This window comes from Aeromicrobium sp. UC242_57, assembly GCF_044452305.1.
In the GTDB taxonomy this organism is placed as follows: domain Bacteria; phylum Actinomycetota; class Actinomycetes; order Propionibacteriales; family Nocardioidaceae; genus Aeromicrobium.
The window spans coordinates 569,970-590,848 of the sequence record NZ_JBIOAM010000003.1; the positions used below are offsets into that span (position 1 = coordinate 569,970).

Sequence of the window (20,879 nt, forward strand, 5' to 3'; positions counted from 1 at the left end):
GTGTCTCGTTCGCGGTGCGCGACTTCGGCGTCGGACTGTCCGGCGACGAGAACATCCGCGTGTTCGACCGGTTCTGGCGGGCCGATCCGGCGAGAACCCAGGGCGGCACAGGCCTGGGCCTGCCGATCTCGCGCGAGGACGCCGCGCTGCACGGAGGCACGCTGGAGGCGTGGGGACGTCCGGGGCGCGGCAGCGAGTTCATCCTCACGATCCCCAAGCCCGACGGCTCGGCCAAGACCCCGGCGCTCAGGTCGGTGCACGCATGAGGACGCGCACGACACGCAGGCTGGGCACGCTGGCCGTGCTGGTTGTCGTGGCGGTGTCGGCGTGCGCTGGCATCCCGTCCTCGGGGCCGGTCACGAAGGTCGCTGACGACACCGGGCTGGGGGAGAGCACCGTCCGCTACTCACCGGCCGGCCCGATCGAGAACGGGACACCTGAGCAGATCGTTCGCGGCTTCCTCGATGCGATGCTGGCCTATCCGACGGCGACTCGTACGGCGGCCGCCTTCCTGACTCCCAAGTCGGCCGACGGCTGGAATCCGGCGTCGGGGATGAGGATCTACTCCAAGCCCAAGGTCGACGGCCGGGTGCCGTCGTCGAAGGGACTCGAAGATCCTCAGGCGCGTGGGTCGGCCGGTGTCGACGTGAGGCTCAGCTACGTGCTCGACGCCGAGCTCGACGGGCAGGGGCACTACACGCATCGCGGCGATGGCGCCGCCGTCACCTTCACGCTGCAGCGCGCCGAAGGACAGTGGCGCATCGTCGACCCGCCCGACGGGCTCATGGTCAACGCGAAGTTCTTCAGCGACTACCTGCGCCCCTTCAACCTGTACTTCTTCGATCGACCTGGCCGCCGACTCGTGCCCGATCCGGTGCACATCGTCGTGGGCGACCAGCTCGCGACCAGCCTGATCACGAGCCTGGTCAGGGGGCAGCCGAAGTCGCTGGAGGCCGCGAGCCGCACGTACGTGCCTCCGCTCGACGTGCTGCGGCCCGCCGTCACGATCTCGCGCGACGGGGTCGCCGAGGTCGAGTTCACCTCCGACCTGAGCGACATGGCCGAGAACGCGCGTGACCGCATGTCGGCGCAGATCGTCTGGACGCTGCGGCAGGTGCCCACCATCGAGTCGGTCCAGATCATCGGCGACACGAGCACGCTGCTGGGTGGTCGTCTCGAGAACCAGCCGATCAGCTCGTGGGGCGGTTTCGGCCCGAGCATCTCCCGTGGCCGGGCCCACGCGGTGGTCGACGATCGCGTCGTCACGATCGACGGCGGCGAGGTGACCCCGGTCAAGGGAAGCTGGGGCAAGAACGCGCGGGGCGCCGTGGTCGCCGCCGTGTCGTCCGACGGAGTTGCCGGCGTGCTTCCCGGTCGCAGCGAGGTGCGAGTCACCCAGCCCGATGGCAGCGACGCCAACATCGTCACAGGCAGCGACTTCCTCACCCCGCAGTGGGACAGCGACGGACTGCTCTGGCTCGTCGACACGGCAGGCTCCCAGACGCGGATCCGGGTCCGCGACGGCGATCGGCTGAGGTCGATCGACGTGGGCCGGCTCGCAGCACGTGACGTCCGACGGTTCGCGTTGTCGCCTGACGGCACCCGGTACGCCGTCGAGACCAGACGCGGGCAGGACCGCGAGGTGCGAGTCGGCACGGTGCTGCGCGACGCCAAGGACAGGCTCCTGGGTCTCGGCCCCTCCGGCCAGGTCTTCACTCCTGCTGGGCAGCCACGGGCCATCTCGTGGTCCTCCAGCACCGAGCTGGGCCTGCTCGCCGACAGCCAGTCCGGCGTGCAGGTGCACCACGTCGCGATCGACGGCTCTGCGACGACGGTAGGGATCGACCGCAGCGCGGCTGTGCTCCCCGACACCGGCATCGACAACCTGGTGATGGGGCCCGGCGACCGGACCGACCAGTATGCGACCGACCGCGCTGGCCAGCTGTGGTTCTTGCCGACCGGAGGGGTCTGGCAGCTCGTCAAGACGTCGAAGGTCACAGGACTGACGTACGGCGGCTGAGTCCACAGCCGGCGCCGCAGCCCTCGCGGCAGGCGGCCACGGCGCCGAGGCTGGGGTCGTGCGAGACCTCGTCCTGCCCTTGGCCGATCTGCTGCTGGGAGCCCAGTGTGCAGGGTGCCGTCGCCCTGCGCTGATGCTGTGCCGTCGGTGCGGGATCGCGATGAGACCCGATCCTGTCGAGGTCTGGCCCGATCCGCCGTCGGGCGACACCCGACAGCCGCCACCGCTCCTCGCGGTCGCAGCGGGCATCAACGCCGGCGTCCTCCAAAAGGTCGTCGTGGCCTGGAAGGAGAACGGGGTCAGCCGACTGACCAGTGTGCTCGACCACCACCTGGCAGCGGCAGTCGTCGCACAGGCGCGACCGGGCCGAGGGTTGGTCTTGGTGCCGGTACCGACCTCCCGGCGCGGCAGGCGGCAACGAGGCAGCGACCTGGTCGCCGACCTGGCGAGCTCGGCCGCGAAGCTGCTCCGCACCACTGGCGTCGACGTCGTCAGCACGTCTGCGCTGACCTTCCAGCGGGTCACCCGGGACCAGGCCGGGCTCGGCGCAGCGGCCCGGCAGGTCAACGTGGCAGGAGCGTTCCGGGTGCTTCCGCGGGTCGACCTGGGAGGGCGCGACATCGTGGTGGTCGACGACATCCTGACGACTGGATCGACCCTTGCAGAGGCCGCTCGCGCGCTCACCGCGACCGGCCATCGCCCGATCGGCGCCGCTGTCGTCGCGACCACGCCCCGGCATTCCAAGGGTCTGCCATGAACTTGCTTCCTGCACTGGTGATTCGCATCTGAGCGGTCTAACGTCCTAGGTATGGCATGAGACATGCGCTGCAGTCAGGCGTGATACCGAGACAAGGGAGTTCCCATGGAAATTGTCGTCAACGGTCGCAACAGCGAGATCCTGAGACCTTTCGGGGTCGGGTCGAGGAAGCTGCCTCCGCCTCGAGAAGTACGACGCTCGGCAGAAGATCACTCGCGTCGAAGTCGAAGTCACGCACGAGAAGAATCCCCGCCAGCACGACACCGCCGCCAAGGTCGAGATGACCCTGCGCTCGCGTGGGCCGGCGGTCCGGGCCGAGGCCACCTCGACCGATCAGCACTCCGCGCTCGACTCCGCGATCGACAAGCTGGAGTCGCGCCTGCGTCGCGCCGTCGATCGCCGCCGCATCCACCATGGCGAGAAGACGCCACGATCTGTTGCCCAGGCCACAGCGGTCGTCCCGCCAGACGACGCGATCCTCGATGCTCCCGGCGACGACGTCCCGGTCAGCAAGGCCGGTCCGATCGAGGTCGAGGGCGACTGCCCCCTCGTCGTCCGTGAGAAGACCCATGAAGCCACGCCCATGACGCTCGACCAGGCGATGTACGAGATGGAGCTCGTCGGCCACGACTTCTACCTGTTCCTCGAGAAGGACTCCATGAGGCCCAGCGTCGTGTATCTGCGCAAGGGATATGACTACGGCGTCATCCACCTCGACGTGACTGAGTGAGCCTGTCGCGCTTCCGACACCGTTTCGTGGGAGACTCACAGAGTGACTTCTTCGGGCGATAGCATCCGCGTGCTCTTGGTCGACGATCAGAGCTGTTCAGGCGAGGCGTCAAGATGGTTCTCGGCGCCGACGACACCCTCGAGGCTCGAAGAGGTCGACGACGGAGACAAGGCGCTCGAGGCTGGTCGCCGAGAATCCCTTCGACATCGTCCTGCTCGATGTGCGGATGCCTGGCCGCAGCGGTGTGGAAGTGTGTGCCGCGATCAAGGAGATCTCGCCGACCACGGGCATCATCATGCTCACGGCCAGCGATGACGAGTCCGATCTCTACGAGTCGATTCGCAGCGGCGCCTCGGGATATCTGCTCAAGGACGGCTCGACGTACGAACAGGTCGCCGAAGCGGTGCGCCTGGTCTCGTCGGGCCAGTCCTTGATCAGCCCCAGCATGGCGACCGAGCTTCCTCGACGAGTTCGTGCACATGTCCAAGAGCCCGGCGCCGACGACCAACCTGACTCCGCGCGAGCTCGGGGTGCTGCGGCACGTGGCCCGCGGTCTGAGCAACCGTGAGATCGCCGAAGAGCTGTTCATCAGCGAGAACACCGTCAAGAACCACATCCGCAACATCCTGGAGAAGCTGCAGATGAAGTCGCGCATGGAGGCGGCCATGTACGCCGTGCGCAGCAAGCTCGTCGACAACGTTCCGTGACCGAGCAGCCTGCCCAGCCAGCGTCCTGCAGGCGCGGCGGATCGCCCTGGCTGCCCAAGGCTTCACCCGACCGCGGCCAGGTGTCGACGGCGAGGTCACGGCCCGTCACGTCGCACGGGTCATCGAACGCCTCGGCTTCTTCCAGATCGACTCGGTCAACGTGCTGCAACGGGCGCACTACATGCCGTTGTACTCGCGGCTCGGCGCGTATGACGTCGAGCTCCTGCACCGGGCGTCCGGACGTGCCCCGCGCCGGTTGTTCGAGTACTGGGCGCACGAGGCGGCACTCGTCGACGTGGCGCTCTGGCAGGCATTCCAGTTCCGGATGCAGTCAGGTGCCCGCATGTGGGGTGGCATGGCGCGGATCGCAGCGGAGAAGCCGGAGTTCGTGCTGTGGGTCCTCGACGAGGTGCGCGCCAACGGGCCATTGACCGCGCGGGAGATCGAGCACGACGTGCCGCGTGAGAAAGACAACTGGGGCTGGAACTGGTCCGAGGTCAAGCAGGCGCTGGAGTACCTGTTCTACAAGGGCCAGGTCACCTCTGCGCGTCGCAACGGAGCGTTCGAGCGGGTCTACGACCTGCCCGAACGAGTCATCCCTGCGGTGCACCGTGAAGCCCCGGCACTGACCTCGTCCGAGGCGCACCGGGTCCTGGTCGGTCACGCGTCCCGTGCGCTCGGTGTCGGCACCGCCCAGTGCCTGCGCGACTACTTCCGGATGGACCCAGAGTCGACGAAGACCGCGATCGCCGAGCTGGTCGAGGTCGGCGAGCTCGTACCGGCCACGATCGCAGGCTGGAAACGTCCGGCCTTCCTGCATCGCGACGCGGTCAGACCACGCAAGGTCGATGCGAGAGCCCTGTTGAGTCCCTTCGACCCGTTGGTGTTCGAACGAACGCGCGCCGAGCAGCTGTTCGACTTCCGGTACCGGATCGAGATCTACGTCCCCGCACACAAGCGTGTGCACGGCTACTACGTGCTGCCATTTCTGCTGGGAGACCGGCTCGTCGCGCGGGTCGACCTCAAGGCTGATCGCCAGAACGGCGCACTGCTGGTGCACGGTGCCTGGGCCGAGTCCCACGCACCCGAGCACACCGCCGACGAGCTGGCCGACGAGCTGTTGCTGCTCGCCAGGTGGCTCGGCCTTGGGACGGTTGTCCCACCTTCCAAGGGAGATCTTGGCGGGGAACTCACGGTGGCCCTTGCCCGTCGCCTAGACTGACCACACTCACAGTTTTTGTGTTCGAGTTCATCGTTCTCGTGTAGTTCCCGCCCGTTCAGGAGTGCATTTCGTGCCCAAGGTCATCGACAAGATTCTTCGCATGGGCGAAGGCAAGGTCCTCAAGCAGCTGGAGGCCATCTCCAAGCAGGTCAACGCGCTCGAGGACGAGTTCCGCGGCATGAGCGACGAAGAGCTCCGCGGCATGACCGAGGAGTTCCGCAGCCGGCTCGCCGACGGCGAGACGCTCGACGGTCTGATGCCCGAGGCGTTCGCCACGGTGCGCGAGGCAGCATCGCGTGTGCTCGGCCAGCGTCACTTCGACGTCCAGATCATGGGCGGCGCGGCACTGCACCTCGGCAACATCGCCGAGATGAAGACCGGCGAGGGCAAGACGCTCGTCTCGACGTTGCCCGCCTACCTCAACGCATTGAGCGGCAAGGGCGTCCACGTCGTCACCGTCAACGACTACCTGGCCAAGTACCACGCCGAGTGGATGGGACGGGTGCACCACTTCCTCGGCCTGACCGTCGGCATGATCATGCCCAACATGACCCCGGCCGAGCGCCGCGAGGCCTACGCCGCCGACATCACGTACGCGACCAACAACGAGCTGGGCTTCGACTACCTGCGCGACAACATGGCCGACGACATCGCCGAGTGCGTGCAGCGCGGTCACAACTTCGCCGTCGTCGACGAGGTCGACTCGATCCTGATCGACGAGGCGCGTACCCCGCTGATCATCTCGGGCCCCACCGAGGACGAGGTCAAGTGGTACGGCGAGTTCGCCAAGATCGTCGGTGCCATGAAGGTCGACGAGCACTACGAGGTCGACGAGAAGAAGCGCACGATCTCGGTGACCGAAGAGGGCATCGACAAGGTCGAGGACCAGCTCGGCATCGACAATCTCTACGACGCCGTCAACACGCCACTGATCAGCTTCCTCAACAACGCGATCAAGGCCAAAGAGCTGTTCAAGAACGACAAGGACTATGTCGTCATGGAGGGCGAGGTCCTCATCGTCGACGAGCACACCGGTCGTATCCTCGACGGTCGCCGCTACAACGAAGGCCTGCACCAGGCGATCGAGGCCAAGGAGGGCGTCCGCATCCGCGAGGAGTACCAGACCCTCGCCACGATCACGCTGCAGAACTACTTCCGGCTCTACGACACGCTCAGCGGCATGACCGGTACCGCGCTGACCGAAGCCTCCGAGTTCGACAAGATCTACAAGCCGGCGTCGTGCCGATCCCGACCAACCGAGTCATCGCCCGGCTCGACCAGCCCGACCTGGTCTACCGCACCGAAGAGGCCAAGTTCAACGCCGTCGTCGAAGACATCGTCGAGCGGCACGCCACCGGCCAGCCGATCCTGGTCGGCACGACCAGCGTCGAGAAGAGCGAGCGGCTCTCCAAGCAGCTCAAGAAGCGCGGAGTCCCGCACGAGGTGCTCAACGCCAAGCAGCACGACCGTGAAGCCGCGATCGTCGCGATGGCCGGTCACAAGGGCGCCGTGACGGTTGCCACCAACATGGCTGGCCGTGGCACCGACATCATGCTCGGCGGCAGCGTCGAGTTCTTGGCCGATGCAGCCCTGCGCAAGAAGGGCCTCGACCCCCTCGAGGACTCCGAGGCGTACGAGGCAGCCTGGCCCGCCACGCTCCAGCAGATGGAGCAGCAGGTCAAGGCCGAGAAGGAAGCCGTCGCCGAAGCCGGCGGCCTGGCCGTCATCGGCACCGAACGCCACGAGTCACGCCGCATCGACAACCAGCTGCGCGGACGTTCCGGACGTCAGGGCGACCCGGGCGAGACCCGTTTCTACCTGTCGCTCGAAGACGACCTGATGCGCCTGTTCAAGGCCGACTGGGTCAACTGGGTCCTGCAGACCATGAAGATCCCCGATGACGTGCCGATCGAGAACAAGCGGGTCACCGGTGCGATCGCCTCGGCGCAGTCGCAGGTCGAGGCGCAGAACTTCGACACCCGCAAGAACATCCTCAAGTACGACGACGTCATGAGCGCGCAGCGGTCCGTCATCTACACCGAGCGCCGCGAGGTGCTCGAGGGCAAGGACATGCGCGGCTGGGTCACCGCCAACATCGAAGACGTCATCAAGGCATACGTCGGTGGCGCGACCGAAGGCTTCCCCGAAGAGTGGGAGCTGCGACCAGCTGTGGACCGCGCTCGGCACGCTCTACCCGATCAGCCTGAGCATCGAGCAGGTCGAGGCCGATGCCGGTGGACGTGAAGGACTCAGCCGCGACGGTCTCCAGAGCGCATCGCGGCCGATGCGCTCGCGGCTTACGCCAAGCGCGAGGAAGAGCTCGGCGAAGAGGTCGTCCGTGAGCTCGAGCGCCGGGTCGTCCTCAGCGTGCTCGACCGCAAGTGGCGTGAGCACCTCTACGAGATGGACTACCTGCGCGAAGGTATCGGCCTGCGCGCCTACTCGCAGCGTGATCCGCTGGTCGAGTACCAGCGTGAGGGCTTCGACCTGTTCAACGCCATGATGGAAGGTATCGCCGAGGAGTCGGTCGGCTTCCTGTTCAACCTCGACGTCCAGGTCGAGGTCGCCGATGACGACGATGACGACGAGGCGATGCAGCTGTCGGCCAAGGGACTCGGTGTGAAGTCGGCGCCCCAGGCGCTGACCTACTCCGCCCCGAGCGAAGACGGCGACCCCGAGGTGCACGCCGAGCTGGCCGACGAAGATCCGGCCGAGACCGAGGCGCGCCGCCAGGCCAACGCCAAGAACCGGGCCCGCCAGAAGTCGAAGCAGCAGCGGAAGTCGCGCAAGAACAATAGGTAAAGCTGCGCTCCGCGCAGCCCGCGACTTCGTCGCGGCGGGCTTCGCCCGTTACCTGCCTCGCTTCGCTCGGCCATGGTCACCTTGAGGGCCAGGTCGGGCGAAGCGGAGTGGCTTAGGCCCAGGCTAGGGCTGTGCAGCGCCAGACCTTGTCGCCCCGGTGGGTGGTCTGGAGCTCGAGTCGGACGGCGACGGCGCGAGAGCGTCCACGGTGCACCATCCGTCCGGCGATCTCAGCGGCCTCGTCACTGACCATCGCGACGTGGACCGACACGATCCGTGGGCCGCTGCCAGATCGGGCCCTCAGCGGCACGCGGGCGTGGACGGCGAGACGCGAGGTCAGCTGGGCGTACACGTCGGGCGCCATCCACGCCGCCATCTGCCGTGCTGGACGTACCCCCGCCAAGACCTCGACGAGCGCCTGCATGAACCGGGCCGCGCGTTCGCGGATCACCTGAGCGTCATTGCGTTCGATGGGCACAGGCAGCACCGGCTTCATTCCTGGAAAAGGCAACGGAATCTGCCCTGCTCCGGGATCGAGGTGCGAACCGAACGGCTCGTGCAACGGTGGCGCAATCAACGCCGTGGCAGCTCTCATGGCTGGTCCTTCCCAACGGGTGGAGTGGCTTCTGTCCGGGGAAGATGACATCAGGGTGCGGGCCGATCACGGCGCGGTTCGCGGCGTGCCATTGTGCAGTCGCCGTGGCGATGTCCGCGACGGACGCACCGGCAGGCAACGACCGCTCCGCGATGGCCCAGAGCGTGTCGCCGGGACGCACATAGATGCTGCCCGTGTCGTGGGCCGGCGCGACCCGCGCCGTGGTGGTCGGCCGGTCGGGCAGCAGCAGCCCGTCGAGTGAGTGCTGGGGTTCGGCGTGAGCGGGGGCCACCGCCAGGACCCCGGCTGCTCCGACGAACAACGCCTGGCGCAGGAGGGCAGGTGTCGTCAGTCGGATGAGGCGGGTCGAGCCGCCGGCCACAGCCAGGCCACACGTCGCCAGGATCCAGACCGAGATGCCCAGCTGGGTCAGCGCACCAGCGGCGAGCAGGACGTCGGGAAATTCGGCGCCATGCAGGGTGCTCAGGTAGCTGGCGGCGTCGGGCGCCAGCAGCCAGGTGCTTGCCAACGACAGTGCCACAAGACTGCGACCACTCCACGAGAGCTTCATCTGTATTCCTTTGATGACGTTTGATGACGTTTGACTACAGAAAAGACCGAACGGCGCAGAATGTCAATGGGAAGGAGCGAGCAGCTGGGGACACTGTCGGGGGCCGGCGGATTCCGATAACGTGCCGGCGTGCGCTGGGACAGACTCTTCGACGACCTCGAGGCTCAGGCTGCCGATCTGGAGCTGCAAGAACGCGATGCGCTGGTCGGCGGCTTGCGTTACGGAAGCTGGGCCGAGACGACCTGGCGTGGCTGGCCGGTGGTCACATCGTCCTGGAGGTGCGTGGCGCGGGCCGTCTCGAAGGGACCGCCGGACTCGTCAACGAGCAGCTGCTCCAGCCCGGGGTGACGCTGTCGACCATGTCGTCGCCGTCGACGCGGTCACCGTCCTGCACTCGGCCCAACGTCGAGCCGACTCTGTCACCGCCGTCGGAGCCCGTCTCGGCTGGGGCTACGTGTTCCGGGCATTGCGCGAGGCCGGTGAGGAGATCCGGATCAGGCTCCTCGACGGCACCGCCCGCGACGGGACGGTCGACGTCGTCGGCCAAGACTTCGTCCGGCTCCGCAGCGAGGCAGGGCGCCTCCAGATCGTCGTGTGGCGATCAATCGCGGTGGTCAGCGCTCGGACGTGACCTCGTCGGGTGCCTCTTCGTCGGAGAGGTCGTGCGACTCGGCCCGGGCGTACTGGCGGGCGATGTAGTCCTCGAGCTGATCGTTCTCGATCCGCCACTGGCCACGACCGCCGATCTGGATGCCACGCAGATCGCCGGAACGCACCAGGGCGTACACCTGCCGGACCGTCACGTTGAGGATCTCGGCGACGTCCGCCAGCGTGAGAAACCGCGGGCTGGAAGGTGACATGGCCCCAGTTTCCCACGAACTGGTGTCAAGGTTGTCATGCGGCTGACTGTTTATGTGGACATCCTCGGCAACCGCTGGACGGATGTCGGCCGAATCGGTAGAACCGAACCATGATGGCTGGCGCGGACCGGGTCGACCGGTCCAGGGGCAGATCCGACTCCAGGTCCGGCCGTGGCGGGACCCCCGACTGCTGATCGGGGTGCTCCTGGTCTTGGGTGCGACGCTGCTGGGTGCCCGGCTCGCCGCGACCCACGACGACAGCGTCACCTACTGGTCAGTCAGGTCGTCGGTGGCCCCCGGCGACCAGGTGCAGGCATCAGACCTCGAACCGGCGCGCGTCATGCTGTCGGGCTCGACCGGCGACACGTATGTCCGCACCGACGAAGAGTTCGCAGAGCCGCTCGACGACCTGGTCTGGGCGCACGCGGCGGTTGCAGGTTCGCTGGTCGCGAAGGACTCGCTCGTCCGAGCCTCGGACCAGAAGCGGGGGCAGCTACCGCTCAACGTCGTCCAGGGCTCTGCACCGTCCGACCTGGCCCGCGGTGACCTCGTTGACGTGTGGGTCGGCCCCGGTCCGGGCGACACCGCAGACAGCCAGGCGATCCAGGTGCTCGAGTCCGTACGCGTCCTGCACTCAGGCGGCGACGGTGCGGCAGGCGGCACAGCCTTGGCCCAGACGGTGCTGGTCGACGTCGCGGAGTCGAGGCTGACCGACGGAGTCATCGCGACCGTGGCCTCACGGCACGTGACTCTCGTCCGGGTCTCCTGACATGGACATCGTGCTTGCTGCTGGCGACGCTGCCTGGGAGAGCCGCGCGCTGCACGGCTCGAATCGTCCACGACGGTTCGCCTGGTGAGGCGTTGTGTCGACGTCGCCGACCTGCTGGCGACCGCCGACGGCGAACGGGCGCAGGCGGCGCTGGTCTCGGTCGACCTGGTCGGGCTCGACGTCGACACGGTCCACCGGCTCGAACAGGCTGGCGTCAGGGTCGCCGCGGTGCAGGCAGACCCCGCACGGTGCTCGACCGTCGGCATCAGTCGGATCGTGCAGCTGGGGCAGCTCGACGAGATCGCCCGCGACACGCCCGCCAGCACCACGACGGCTCAGGGAAGGGCTCGGGCAGAGCGCACCTCTCGTCGCCGTGTGGGGGCCTGCAGGGGGCGCCGGGCCGCAGCACCGTGGCGCTCGCGCTGGCCGCCGCGACCGCCGCGCATGGCACCGACACGGTCGTCGTCGATGCCGACACCTACGGGGGATCGCTGGCGCAGCTGCTCAGCGTGCTCGACGAGGTCAGCGGGCTGGTCGCGGCCTGTCGCACCGTCAACCAGGGGCGGTCGCACCAGGTCGTCGAGCAGCTGCTCGACATCGACCCGCAGCTGCGGCTGCTGACCGGTCTGCCGCGCGCCGACATGTGGACGCAAGTTCGGCCCGGCGCACTCGACGTCGTCCTGAGCCAGCTGAGGCTCGCCAGCGACCTGGTCGTCGTCGACTGCGGCTTCTGCCTCGAACCCGGATCCGCGCCAGGACAGGGGCGCAACCAGACGGCACTCCAGGTGCTCGACCTGGCCGATGCGGTGGTCGTCGTGGGCAAGCCTGATCCCGTCGGGCTCTCCAGGCTCATCCGTGGCCTCCACGACTTGCGTGAGGTGGTGACCACGCCGATCATCGTCGTCAACCAGATGCGACCATCGCTCGGGTGGGGCGAGCGGGAGGTGCGGTCGACCGTGCTCCGGCTGACCGGCCAGCAGCCCGCGGTGTTCTTGCCACTGGACCAGCCAGGAGTGGATCTCGCTGTCATGAACGGTCGCAGCGCTCGCGAAGCCGTGCCGTCGTCGCCGTTCGTCGCGCGCGTCGAGGGTCTGACCACCGCCGTGATGGACGCCGTCTCACCGCGGGCGGTCCTTGCAGCCGCCGACACATGACCCGGTGGTAACTTTTGGGCACGACGTCCCAAGGAGAGTCATGCAACGGTTGAGCCCGCTGGATGCGATGTTCCTGCACCAGGACAGCCCCACGATGCCGCGCCAGATCGCGTCGCTGGCCATCCTGGAGGCAGGCGAGAAACCTCTCGACTACGACCGGCTCATCCACGTCATCAACGAACGCATCGACCTGGTGCCGCGCTACCGGCAGGTGGCCCGCCCCGTGCCGGGCGCGCTCGGCACCCCGATGTGGGTCGATGACGAGAACTTCGACATCTCGCTGCACGTGCGACGGTCGGCCCTGCCGAAGCCCGGCACGAGTGATGCGCTGCACGAGCTCGTCGGACGGCTCATCGCTCGCCGGCTCGACCTCGACCGTCCGCTCTGGGAGCTGTACCTGATCGAGGGATTGACCGGTGGCCGCGTCGCCCTGCTGTTCAAGGCACACCAGGCGCTCGTCGACGGGTCAGAGACCGTCGACCTCGCCCAGGTGCTGCTGGAGGAGACCGCGCACGATCGCGACATCCCGTTCGAGGAGTGGAATCCGCGAGCTGAGCCCAACGCAGCCGAGCTGATCGCCGGCTCGATCAGACGCAATCTGCGTCATCCCGGTGAGGCCGTGCGGATCGCCGAGCTCAACCTCGGTCGGGTGGCCCGCAGCTGCCGGTCGTCGGAGCAGAGGCGCAGACCCCGCACGGTGTCTTGTCGACCGAGCTGAGCCGACACCGCAGGTTCGCCTCGCTCGCGGCAGATCTCGACGACTTCCGGCGGGTGCGTGAGGAGCACGGAGGCACGGTCAACGACGTGATTCTGGCTGTCATCGCCGGTGGTATCCGCGGTTGGATCCTGACACGTGCCGAGCCGGTGACCGCCAAGACGAGCTTTTCGGGCGATGGTGCCGATGTCGGTCGTGGCCGAGGACGGGCTGCCGACGTCCTTGGGCTCGAAGGTCCGCGGGCACCTGCTGTCGCTGCCCGTGGGGGAGTCCAACCCCGTCGTCCGGCTGCACCAGGTGTCGTATGCGCTCAAGGACCATCGCGAGACCGGTTCGGCGGTGGCGGCCAACAAGCTCGCGGCCCTGCCCGGCTTCGCCACCTCGACCTTCCACGCTGTCGGCGCGCGCGTCGCCGACGCGGAGGCCGGCCGCGGCCACCAGATCGTCATCACCAACGTGCCTGGTCCGCAAGACCCGCTCTACCTCGACGGCGAGGCCGTCGCCGAGGTCTACCCCTGTATCCCGCTCAGTGGCAAACGTGCCCTGGCGATCGGAGTGACGTCGTACAACAGCAAGGTCTTCTTCGGCATCGTCGCCGACCGTGAGGCTGTGCCTGATGTGGACGTCCTGGCTCAATGTATCGAGGACGCCTTGCTTGAACTGGTCGAAACTGTCGAAGGACGCCGCGCACGTGCGCCGCGTGGACGTCAACGTCCGGCGAAGCGCTGATGAGGGTCTACGTGAGCCTGTCGCGCGACGGCTGGCTGCGCTGCAGGAGGGGCAGAGCGTCACGCCGGCTGAGGCCTTCTTGGCCGCGTCGACTGACGAGGAGGACGAGCTCGCTGCGGTCGAGGAGGCCGCCGAGCACGGAGACGTCGCAGCGGCCGTCGACCTGGACGATCCTGATGGTCCGGTCTCGCTCGATGATGTCGCGTCGTTCCATCTCGACATCGACGACAGCGGCGACCTCGCCTGGTACGCCCCGCAAGAGCTCGACGCCGTCCTCACCCACCTCCACCGCTGACGAGGTAGTTACGGCCCTCCGACGAGGTAGTTGTCGCCCGGCGACAACCACCTCGTCAAGGGGCGATAACCACCTCGTCAGCGTGAGGGGTGGATTAGAGCTTGGACATGCCGTACTCGACCTCTTCGCGGAGCGAGGACTTGATGGCCTTGGCGACCTCGGGCTCGATCTTCTTGCCGATGAACGGGATCGACACCTTGACGTCGCCGTCGACCGTGAAGTCGGAGCCACCGTCGCGGGCGAACAGCTCGGCCTTTCCGGTCATCTCTGCCGGCTGACCGATGATGCTGACCTTGACGTCGGCGGTGCGGTTGCCGTCGCCGTCAGGCCCGCTCCAGACCTCGGTCTGCTTGACCTTCACGGTGCTGCCGGTCAGCTTCTTGACGAAGTCGGGCATGTCGGCTGCCTGCGTGCGGACGATCGTGACGGTCGCGCCGTCGCCGGACGGAACCACGGTCACCTCGTAGTCGGTCGCGCCCTGGTTGGCACACGACTCGGTACGGAACGCCTGGTCGGACAGCAGCCCGAAGACGTCCTCGACACTCGCGCCGTCATAGCTGAACTTCTCGTTGAGCTTCACGGGGTGACCTCCTGGTTGCCAGCGGCAAGTGCCTTGAGCTCGGCGAGCCGGGCCTCGACCTCGGTCATGGCGGTGTCGTTCTCCAGCTCGGCGAACTGGGCGTCGAGGCTGGACGACGCGAGCTCGGCCTGACCGGCGACCTGCGCCTCGTCGCGACGGACCTTCTCCTCGAAACGGGACAGCCGCTCGTGGGGTCGAGCACGTTGATCGACGACACGGCGTCCTGCACCTTGGCCTGGGCCTCGGCGGTCTTGGCACGAGCCACCAGCTGGTCGCGCTTGGTCTTCAGCTCGCTGAGCTTGCCCTGCATGTTGACCAGACCGGTCTTCAGCTGCTCGACCGTCTCGTTCTGCGAGGCGATCTGGGGGGCTGCGGCCTTGGCCTCACCCTCGAAGCTGATCTGCTTGCTCAGCGCGACCTTGGCCAGAGCATCGAACTTGTCGGCCTCAGCGGCCTGGCCGGCAGTGCGCAGCGAGTCGGCGCGCTGGGACGCGGCCAGCGCCTTGGCGCCCCACTCCTTGACCGCGGCGACGTCCTCGGCGTAGTCCGCCTCGGCCAGACGCAGGTTGCCGATCGTCTGGGCGACGGCATCCTGGGCTTCGGCGATCGAGTTCGGTGTAGTCACGCACGAGCTGGTCGAGCATCTTCTCGGGATCCTCGGCCTTGTCGAGGAGTGAATTGATGTTGGCGCGGGTCAGCTGCCCGATACGCCCGAGGATGGACTGTTTCTGAGCCATGGTCGTCACTTTCGGTAAGTCGGCGTTCTGTGCGTGGTGCCGTCGCACTCGATCTTGCTGCATCGAGCGAGCCGAGACAACCAATGTCCCGCTGATGTCGTGCTCAGAGGGGCTTTTGTCCGGTCAGGTGCGGTGACGGAAGATCCACCAGCGCATCAGGGCGAACCGCATGATCGTGACGAACAGGTTGGCTGCCGTCAGCACCGCCACCTCGACGAGAGGATGCCCGTCACCCCGCAGGGCACGCATCAGGGCCAGCGCCCCAGCGGTCACGGCCAGCCCGCAGCCGAACACCAGCAGCCCTTGCACGTGGTGCTTGACCACGTCGCTGCCTCCTCGGAGGCCGAAGGTGAAACGCCGGTTTGCCGCCGTGTTGGCGACGGCTGTCACGGCGAGTGCCAGGGCATTGGCCTCCTGTGCGCCGAGGCTGCCCCGCAGCAGCACGTACAGGACGCCGTACGCGATCGTCGACAAGATGCCGACCAGGGCGAACACGACGAGCTGGGGCTGCAGCCGTCCACCGGCGCTGCTCGCGGTGGCTCGACCCACCGTGGTGGCGACGTCGGCCAGTGGGATGCGTCCCCGCAGCAGCGCCCAGCCCAGCCGGCCCATGCCGCGCAGGTCGGCGGCCGCCGTCCGGACGATGTCGACCCGGCTGTCTGGGTCGTCGACCCAGTCGACCGGCACCTCGTGGATCCGCAGTCCAGCCCGTTCGGCGACGACCAGCAGTCGGTGTCGAAGAACCACTCATCGTCCTCGATCAGCGGCAGGCTGCTCGGCCACATCACGGCGGATGGCCTTGAACCCGCACTGCGCATCGGAGAACCGGGCGCGCAGGGCACCTCGCAGCAGGACGTTGTACGTCCGCGAGACGGCTCGCGCTTGGGACCCCGGGTCGTCCGCGAGGTCCGCGCGAGGCGTGATCCGATCGCAAGATCAGAGTGCCCCGACAGCAGCGGCGCGACGAGCGGAAGCAAGGCGTTGAGGTCGGTCGACAGGTCGACGTCCATGTAGACCAGCACATCGGCATCGGAGTCCGACCACGCCCGTTTGAGTGCCCGGCCGCGCCCCTTCTCGGCCAGCGTCACGACCTGCACGTCGTCGAACCGGTGGGCGAGCTGTCGGGCCAGCAGGCTGGTCGCATCGGTGCTGGCGTTGTCGGCGATCGTCACCCGGTGGTCGAACGGCAGGCCCCGAAGGCTCTCGCGCAGCGTCTCGATCGACCCCACCAACGCCCTTTCCTCGTTGTAGACCGGGATCACGATGTCGAGGCTCGGACGCCGTGTCGTCGCGAGCGGCTGGACGGGCTGTGCGGGTCCAGGCTCGGCGAACGCAGTCACTTCACGCCGCCTGACAGGTCGTACAAGGTGACCCCGTCGACGGTCTGCGCCGTGAAGTTGGCCTCGACCCAGGTGGAGATCGCCGAGCTGGTGCTGCCACCGGCGTTCATCCCGCGCCCGCCGCCAGCACCGCTGGCGATGAAGTAGTGGATCTCGCCGTCGGCGACGTACTTCTGGAACTCGGCCAGTGTCGGACTCGGGTCGGAGCCGTTGAACCCGCCGATCGCCATGACGGGCAACTCGGTGGCGAGCTGGTAGCCGGACGCCGAGTTGGAGCCGATCGCTGCGCCGACCCAGGTGTACGAGCCGCATCCGTCGTGAGCAGATCGTTGATCTGGTCGGTCGAGGAGGAGCCCGACAGCAGGCCGCCTGCGCCGCCCTGGCCGCCCGGGCCACCAGTGCCGGTGGGGTTGTCCGCCGGGCTGGCCTGCGCCTTGGCCCGTCGGCTGCGTGCCGCGTCCGGGACGCCCCATGCCGCCGCCCATCCCGCCACCCATGCCGCCGCCGGTGCTGGGGCCAGCAGACGGGATCGAACCGGTGTGCGGTGTGGTCGCCGTGTCGATGGCGTAGGCCGCTGGGGCGGCGATCATCGTGATGAAGCTCGCCACGGCGACGGCGATCACGACTCGGCGAGGCAGCAGGCGGTGCAGCACCAGCAGGAAGGCAGAAGCGATGCCGACGACCACGATCACGTACTTCAGCCACGGCAGGAACGTCGAGGTGCGGTCCAGCAGCATGAAGGCCATCGCAGCGGTCATCGCGATGACGAACGCTGCGCCGAGCGTGGCAACGACCGAGCTGCGGTGATCCCACACGATGGAGATGCCGATGCCGACGAGTGCAGCGATCGCCGGTGCCAGCGCGACGGTGTAGTAGGCGTGGAAGATGCCTGCCATGAGGCTGAACGTCAGTCCCGTGACGAGCAGCCATCCTCCCCAGACGATGAGACCGGTGAGCTGACGGTCCGAGCGGCCGGCGCTGCGGCGGAACCACAGACCGAGGACCAGCAGCGCGATTGCGGCCGGCAGCAGCCAGGCGATCTGGCCGCCGATCTCAGAGCTGAACAGCCGAGACAGTCCGGTCTCGCCCCAACCACCTCCACCACCGACCGAACCTGTCTCGTTGCCGTTCAACCGGCCGAAGCCGTTGTAGCCGAGAGTCAGCTCGAGGATCGAGTTGTTCTGCGATCCGCCGATGTACGGGCGGCTGGACGCCGGCCACAGCTCGACGATCGCGATCCACCAGCCGGCGGCAAGGATCATCGAGCCGAACGCGATCAGCAGGTGCCTGATGCGGGTGCCGATCGAGGTCGGGGACGCCACGAGGTACACGAGTGCCAGGGGAGGGAGCACCAGGAAGGCCTGGAGCATCTTGGTCAGGAAGGCGAGTCCCACGAGCGCTCCGCCGAAGGCGAGCCACCGGACGGCTCGTCCAGGCGCCTCGATGGCCCGGATCGTGGCGTAGACGGCCCCGATCAGCAGCAGGGTCAGCAGCGCATCGGGGTTGTTGAAGCGGAACATCAACGCTGCGACGGGTGTCGTGGCGAGGACGAGCCCGGCGATCAGTCCGGCCCAGGCCGACTGCGTCGTGCGTCGCACCGTGGCGTACAGCAGTCCGACCGCCGCGACGCCCATCAGCGCCTGCGGCACGCAGCATCGCCCACGAGGAGAGGCCGAAGATCCGTACCGACAACGACATGGGCCACAGCGACAGCGGAGTCTTGTCGACGGTGATCGAGCTGGCCGCGTCGGAAGAGCCGAAGAAGAAGGCCTTCCACGACTCCGACCCGGCCTGCACTGCCGCGGAGTAGAAGGAGTTCGCCCAGCCGGATGCTCCGAGGTCCCACAGGTACAGCAGGGCTGTGGCAGCGAGGAGCACGATCAGCGCAGGGCGCACGAGTGGCGAGTCCTCGGCCCGCCCGCGCCACAGACGACGCAGTCGGGCCGAAGCGGCCGGTTCGGTGGAGGTCACGGTGGCCGCGTCGTGCCGTTGCACGGTCGGCGGCGCCGAAAGGGTGGTGGGGCTCATGACTCCACGGTCGATGCCTGCGCTGGCACGGCGGTGTGGCCAGTCTGTGCCGTCCCTGTGACCCGTTCTAGCCCTGTGGCCCGTTCTAGTCGCGCGGCAGGGTCAAGGTGAAGGTGGTGTCGCCGGGGGCGCTCCGCACCGAGGCGTCTCCGCGGTGGGCGTGCATGATGGCCTTGACCAGGGACATGCCGAGCCCGGCCCCGCCAGAAGCACGGGTCCGCGACGAGTCTCCCCGGGTGAACCGCTCGAACACCGTCGGCAGCAAGGCCGGATCGACACCGGGGCCGTCGTCGTGGACGTCGACCCGGACGGTCTCGTCGACCGAGATCCGCACGTCGATCGCGGTCTCCGGAGGCGTGTGCCGGCTCGCATTGGTCAGCAGGTTCGTGACGGCCTGGTGCAGGCGCTGCTCATCACCGGTCACGACGACCGGCTCGTCGGGGACGTCGAACGTCCAGGTGCGGTCGCGGTCGACGACGCGGGCGTCGTTGACTGCTTCGACGACCAACCGGGTCAGATCGACCGGACGGCGGTCGACATCGCGTCCGGCGTCGAGGCGGGCCAGCAGCAGCATGTCCTCGACGAGCGTCGACATGCGCCCCGCCTCGGACTCGACCTTGGCCAGGATCTGATCAGGGTCGTCGCGTCCGGTCCGACGGCTGAGCTCGGCGTATCCCTTGATCGTCGACAGGGGAGTGCGCAGCTCGTGGGAGGCATCAGCCAGGAACTGACGAACCTGCTGCTCGCTCTCGTGGCGTGCGTCGAGCGCCTCCTCGACGTGACCGAGCAGCTGGTTGAGCGCCTCGCCGACCTGTCCGACCTCGGTCGTCGGATCCGTCAGGTTGTCGGGCACCCGCACGGTCTGCCCGACACTGCCGGACGACAGGGGCATTGCGGTGACCTCGTGGGCCGTGGCCGCGACGTCGCGCAGCGGCTGCAGCTGGTGCCGCACCAAGAACCGACCCGCCACCGCCGCAGCAGCGATCGCGCCCAGGGCCAGCAGGACCTCCCACCAGATCAGGCTGGAGATCGTGTCGTCGACATCGTCGCGGGGCAGCCCCACGACAAAAGTCGAGCCGTCGGGGCTCTCCTCAGCCAGGACACGGTACGAGCCATAGGCCGGCAGGTCGATGTCATGAGCCTTGCCGTCCGGTTCGACGTCGGCGAGCAGATCACGTGCGGCGGTGGAGATGCGCGGTGCTTCGCCGCTCTGGGTGACGATCGATCCGGGGTAGCCCGGGACGACGGTGATCAGTCCGACATCCTGCCCGCGACCCGGGTTGGGGCGACCAGCTCCGGGACCGTCGTCGGTGCCGCCGACCAGGAAGGCCGGCGCGCGTTGCGCACGTTCCATCGACTGGCTGAGCTTCGCATCGAGGCGATCAGTCAGGTAGTGACTCATGACGAGCGTGACTGCACCGGCTACCAGCAGGCTGGCGACGGCAACGAGGGCCACCACCGTCAGGATCAACCGGCTCGTCAGTGATGACGGCATCAACGTGCGCATCGCGGTCTACTCGGCGGGCTTCAGGACGTAGCCGGCTCCACGCTTGGTGTGGATCATGGGGGGCGTCGTCGCCGGCCTCGATCTTCTTGCGCAGGTACGAGATGTACAGCTCGACGACATTGGCTTGGCCGCCGAAGTCGTAGTCCCACACCCGGTCGAGGATCTGTGCCTTCGACAGGACGCGCTTGGGATTGCGCATCAGGAAGCGCAGGCAGCGAACTCGGTCGCGGTCAGCTCGATCTCACGTCCTGCACGGGTGACGTCACGGCTGTCCTCGTCCATCGTCAGGTCACCGACCGTGATGACGTTGTCGGGGCGTGCGTCGAGCGCACCGGCACGGCGCATCAAACCCCGTAGCCTGGCGATGACCTCTTCGAGGCTGAACGGCTTGGTCACGTAGTCGTCACCGCCGGCGGTCAGTCCGGCGATCCGGTCCTCGACGGAGTCGCGCGCCGTCAGGAACAGCACGGGGACGTCGGGGGGCGAACGCCCGCACCTTGCGCAGCACCTCCATGCCGTCATAGTCCGGCAGCATCATGTCGAGGACGATCGCGTCGGGCACGAACTCCTTGGCCGCGGCGACGGCCTTGCGTCCGGTGTGCGCCGTCTGGATGTCCCAGCCTTCGTAGCGCAACGCCATCTGGAGCAGCTCGGCGATGTTGATCTCGTCGTCGACGACGAGGACTCTGAGAGGTGAGCCGTCAGACCTGGTCAGTGAAGAAGCCATGTATTCAGTGTGAGTCACCTGATCGGGAGTCGCA

The 20,879-nt window shown here is 67.7% G+C and carries 20 protein-coding genes and 6 pseudogenes; 15 read left to right on the forward strand and 11 right to left on the reverse strand.

Annotated features, from left to right (window positions below):
- The first annotated feature begins 14 nt into the window (after positions 1-14).
- The 9 genes and pseudogenes from ACHMWU_RS13395 to ACHMWU_RS13435 all read left to right on the forward strand — a co-directional run bounded on the left by ACHMWU_RS13395 (position 15) and on the right by ACHMWU_RS13435 (position 8,238).
- Positions 15-266: an ATP-binding protein gene (locus ACHMWU_RS13395; protein ID WP_396044392.1), complete on the forward strand. Its 252-nt coding sequence runs from the start codon at positions 15-17 to the stop codon at positions 264-266.
- Complete coding sequence (locus ACHMWU_RS13400; RefSeq protein ID WP_396044394.1) at positions 263-2,020, forward strand: LpqB family beta-propeller domain-containing protein; 1,758 nt, start codon at positions 263-265, stop codon at positions 2,018-2,020. Before ACHMWU_RS13395 ends, ACHMWU_RS13400 begins: the two co-directional genes overlap by 4 nt.
- Before the next feature lie 58 nt (positions 2,021-2,078).
- A complete protein-coding gene (locus ACHMWU_RS13405) occupies positions 2,079-2,777 on the forward strand; it encodes a ComF family protein (RefSeq protein ID WP_396044396.1) in 699 nt (232 codons plus the stop codon).
- Between the two features lie 208 nt (positions 2,778-2,985).
- A complete protein-coding gene (gene hpf / locus ACHMWU_RS13410; RefSeq protein ID WP_396046736.1) occupies positions 2,986-3,507 on the forward strand; it encodes a ribosome hibernation-promoting factor, HPF/YfiA family in 522 nt (173 codons plus the stop codon).
- Positions 3,508-3,733: 226 nt separating this feature from the next.
- Positions 3,734-4,075 (forward strand): response regulator transcription factor, encoded by a 342-nt coding sequence (locus tag ACHMWU_RS13415; protein WP_396044398.1) that lies wholly within the window; start codon positions 3,734-3,736, stop codon positions 4,073-4,075.
- Positions 4,050-4,214 (forward strand): response regulator transcription factor, encoded by a 165-nt coding sequence (locus ACHMWU_RS13420; RefSeq protein WP_396044400.1) that lies wholly within the window; start codon positions 4,050-4,052, stop codon positions 4,212-4,214. Before ACHMWU_RS13415 ends, ACHMWU_RS13420 begins: the two co-directional genes overlap by 26 nt.
- 46 nt (positions 4,215-4,260) lie before the next feature.
- Complete coding sequence (locus ACHMWU_RS13425) at positions 4,261-5,436, forward strand: winged helix-turn-helix domain-containing protein (RefSeq protein ID WP_396046738.1); 1,176 nt, start codon at positions 4,261-4,263, stop codon at positions 5,434-5,436.
- A gap of 100 nt (positions 5,437-5,536) precedes the next feature.
- A pseudogene (locus tag ACHMWU_RS13430) lies at positions 5,537-6,592 on the forward strand (DEAD/DEAH box helicase); the annotation flags it as partial.
- Between the two features lie 83 nt (positions 6,593-6,675).
- Positions 6,676-8,238: pseudogene (locus ACHMWU_RS13435) on the forward strand (hypothetical protein).
- 112 nt (positions 8,239-8,350) lie between these two features.
- On the opposite strand, the gene ACHMWU_RS13440 reads toward ACHMWU_RS13435, so the two are convergent.
- Together ACHMWU_RS13440 and ACHMWU_RS13445 are read right to left on the reverse strand one after the other, a co-directional pair.
- Complete coding sequence (locus ACHMWU_RS13440) at positions 8,351-8,725, reverse strand: Rv3235 family protein (RefSeq protein ID WP_396044402.1); 375 nt, start codon at positions 8,723-8,725, stop codon at positions 8,351-8,353.
- A complete protein-coding gene (locus tag ACHMWU_RS13445) occupies positions 8,697-9,404 on the reverse strand; it encodes a LysM peptidoglycan-binding domain-containing protein (protein WP_396044404.1) in 708 nt (235 codons plus the stop codon). The genes ACHMWU_RS13440 and ACHMWU_RS13445 overlap by 29 nt, the downstream gene beginning before the upstream one ends.
- 247 nt (positions 9,405-9,651) lie before the next feature.
- On the opposite strand from ACHMWU_RS13445, the gene ACHMWU_RS13450 reads away from it, so the two are divergent.
- Positions 9,652-10,035: a hypothetical protein gene (locus tag ACHMWU_RS13450; RefSeq protein WP_396044406.1), complete on the forward strand. Its 384-nt coding sequence runs from the start codon at positions 9,652-9,654 to the stop codon at positions 10,033-10,035.
- Here the strand turns inward: ACHMWU_RS13450 and ACHMWU_RS13455 are convergent.
- Positions 10,019-10,264, reverse strand: coding sequence for a helix-turn-helix domain-containing protein (locus tag ACHMWU_RS13455; RefSeq protein WP_396044408.1), 246 nt, complete (start codon positions 10,262-10,264; stop codon positions 10,019-10,021). The genes ACHMWU_RS13450 and ACHMWU_RS13455 overlap by 17 nt on opposite strands.
- 199 nt (positions 10,265-10,463) lie before the next feature.
- Between ACHMWU_RS13455 and ACHMWU_RS13460 the strand changes: the two genes are divergently transcribed.
- The 5 genes and pseudogenes from ACHMWU_RS13460 (at position 10,464) to ACHMWU_RS13480 (ending at position 13,926) form a co-directional block, all read left to right on the forward strand.
- Positions 10,464-11,033, forward strand: a complete 570-nt coding sequence (locus ACHMWU_RS13460) for a hypothetical protein (protein ID WP_396044410.1) — start codon at positions 10,464-10,466, stop codon at positions 11,031-11,033.
- Between the two features lie 410 nt (positions 11,034-11,443).
- On the forward strand, positions 11,444-12,187 hold the full coding sequence (locus tag ACHMWU_RS13465) for a CpaE family protein (protein ID WP_396044411.1): 744 nt from the start codon (positions 11,444-11,446) through the stop codon (positions 12,185-12,187).
- Positions 12,188-12,281: 94 nt separating this feature from the next.
- Positions 12,282-12,937: pseudogene (locus ACHMWU_RS13470) on the forward strand (wax ester/triacylglycerol synthase domain-containing protein); the annotation flags it as partial.
- 151 nt (positions 12,938-13,088) lie between these two features.
- The gene (locus ACHMWU_RS13475) at positions 13,089-13,631 is read left to right on the forward strand and encodes a WS/DGAT domain-containing protein (RefSeq protein ID WP_396046740.1); all 543 of its coding nucleotides are present in this window, start codon (positions 13,089-13,091) and stop codon (positions 13,629-13,631) included.
- Positions 13,558-13,926: a hypothetical protein gene (locus ACHMWU_RS13480; protein ID WP_396044413.1), complete on the forward strand. Its 369-nt coding sequence runs from the start codon at positions 13,558-13,560 to the stop codon at positions 13,924-13,926. Before ACHMWU_RS13475 ends, ACHMWU_RS13480 begins: the two co-directional genes overlap by 74 nt.
- A gap of 94 nt (positions 13,927-14,020) precedes the next feature.
- Here ACHMWU_RS13480 and ACHMWU_RS13485 read toward each other — a convergent pair whose 3' ends face one another.
- From ACHMWU_RS13485 to ACHMWU_RS13520, 8 genes and pseudogenes are all read right to left on the reverse strand, one after another.
- A complete protein-coding gene (locus tag ACHMWU_RS13485; protein WP_396044415.1) occupies positions 14,021-14,506 on the reverse strand; it encodes a DUF2505 domain-containing protein in 486 nt (161 codons plus the stop codon).
- Between the two features lie 64 nt (positions 14,507-14,570).
- Complete coding sequence (locus ACHMWU_RS13490) at positions 14,571-15,131, reverse strand: PspA/IM30 family protein (protein ID WP_396044417.1); 561 nt, start codon at positions 15,129-15,131, stop codon at positions 14,571-14,573.
- Between the two features lie 40 nt (positions 15,132-15,171).
- Positions 15,172-15,306: pseudogene (locus ACHMWU_RS13495) on the reverse strand (hypothetical protein); the annotation flags it as partial.
- 60 nt (positions 15,307-15,366) lie between these two features.
- On the reverse strand, positions 15,367-15,990 hold the full coding sequence (locus ACHMWU_RS13500) for a GtrA family protein (RefSeq protein ID WP_396044419.1): 624 nt from the start codon (positions 15,988-15,990) through the stop codon (positions 15,367-15,369).
- Between the two features lie 188 nt (positions 15,991-16,178).
- Positions 16,179-16,583 (reverse strand): annotated as a pseudogene (locus ACHMWU_RS13505) (glycosyltransferase); the annotation flags it as partial.
- On the reverse strand, positions 16,580-18,232 hold the full coding sequence (locus tag ACHMWU_RS13510) for a glycosyltransferase family 39 protein (protein ID WP_396044421.1): 1,653 nt from the start codon (positions 18,230-18,232) through the stop codon (positions 16,580-16,582). The gene ACHMWU_RS13510 and the pseudogene ACHMWU_RS13505, both read right to left, overlap by 4 nt.
- 464 nt (positions 18,233-18,696) lie before the next feature.
- Complete coding sequence (locus tag ACHMWU_RS13515) at positions 18,697-20,013, reverse strand: ATP-binding protein (RefSeq protein WP_396046742.1); 1,317 nt, start codon at positions 20,011-20,013, stop codon at positions 18,697-18,699.
- 111 nt (positions 20,014-20,124) lie between these two features.
- Positions 20,125-20,845: pseudogene (locus tag ACHMWU_RS13520) on the reverse strand (response regulator transcription factor).
- Positions 20,846-20,879 lie beyond the last annotated feature (34 nt).

Excerpts from the sequence above, each read along its gene's own strand:
- ACHMWU_RS13515 (WP_396046742.1), bottom strand. The coding sequence starts at position 20,013 with ATGAGTCACTACCTGACTGATCGCCTCGATGCGAAGCTCAGCCAGTCG.
- ACHMWU_RS13415 (WP_396044398.1), top strand. The coding sequence starts at position 3,734 with ATGCCTGGCCGCAGCGGTGTGGAAGTGTGTGCCGCGATCAAGGAGATC.
- ACHMWU_RS13455 (WP_396044408.1), bottom strand. The coding sequence starts at position 10,264 with ATGTCACCTTCCAGCCCGCGGTTTCTCACGCTGGCGGACGTCGCCGAG.
- ACHMWU_RS13400 (WP_396044394.1), top strand. The coding sequence starts at position 263 with ATGAGGACGCGCACGACACGCAGGCTGGGCACGCTGGCCGTGCTGGTT.
- ACHMWU_RS13445 (WP_396044404.1), bottom strand. The coding sequence starts at position 9,404 with ATGAAGCTCTCGTGGAGTGGTCGCAGTCTTGTGGCACTGTCGTTGGCA.
- ACHMWU_RS13475 (WP_396046740.1), top strand. The coding sequence starts at position 13,089 with ATGTCGGTCGTGGCCGAGGACGGGCTGCCGACGTCCTTGGGCTCGAAG.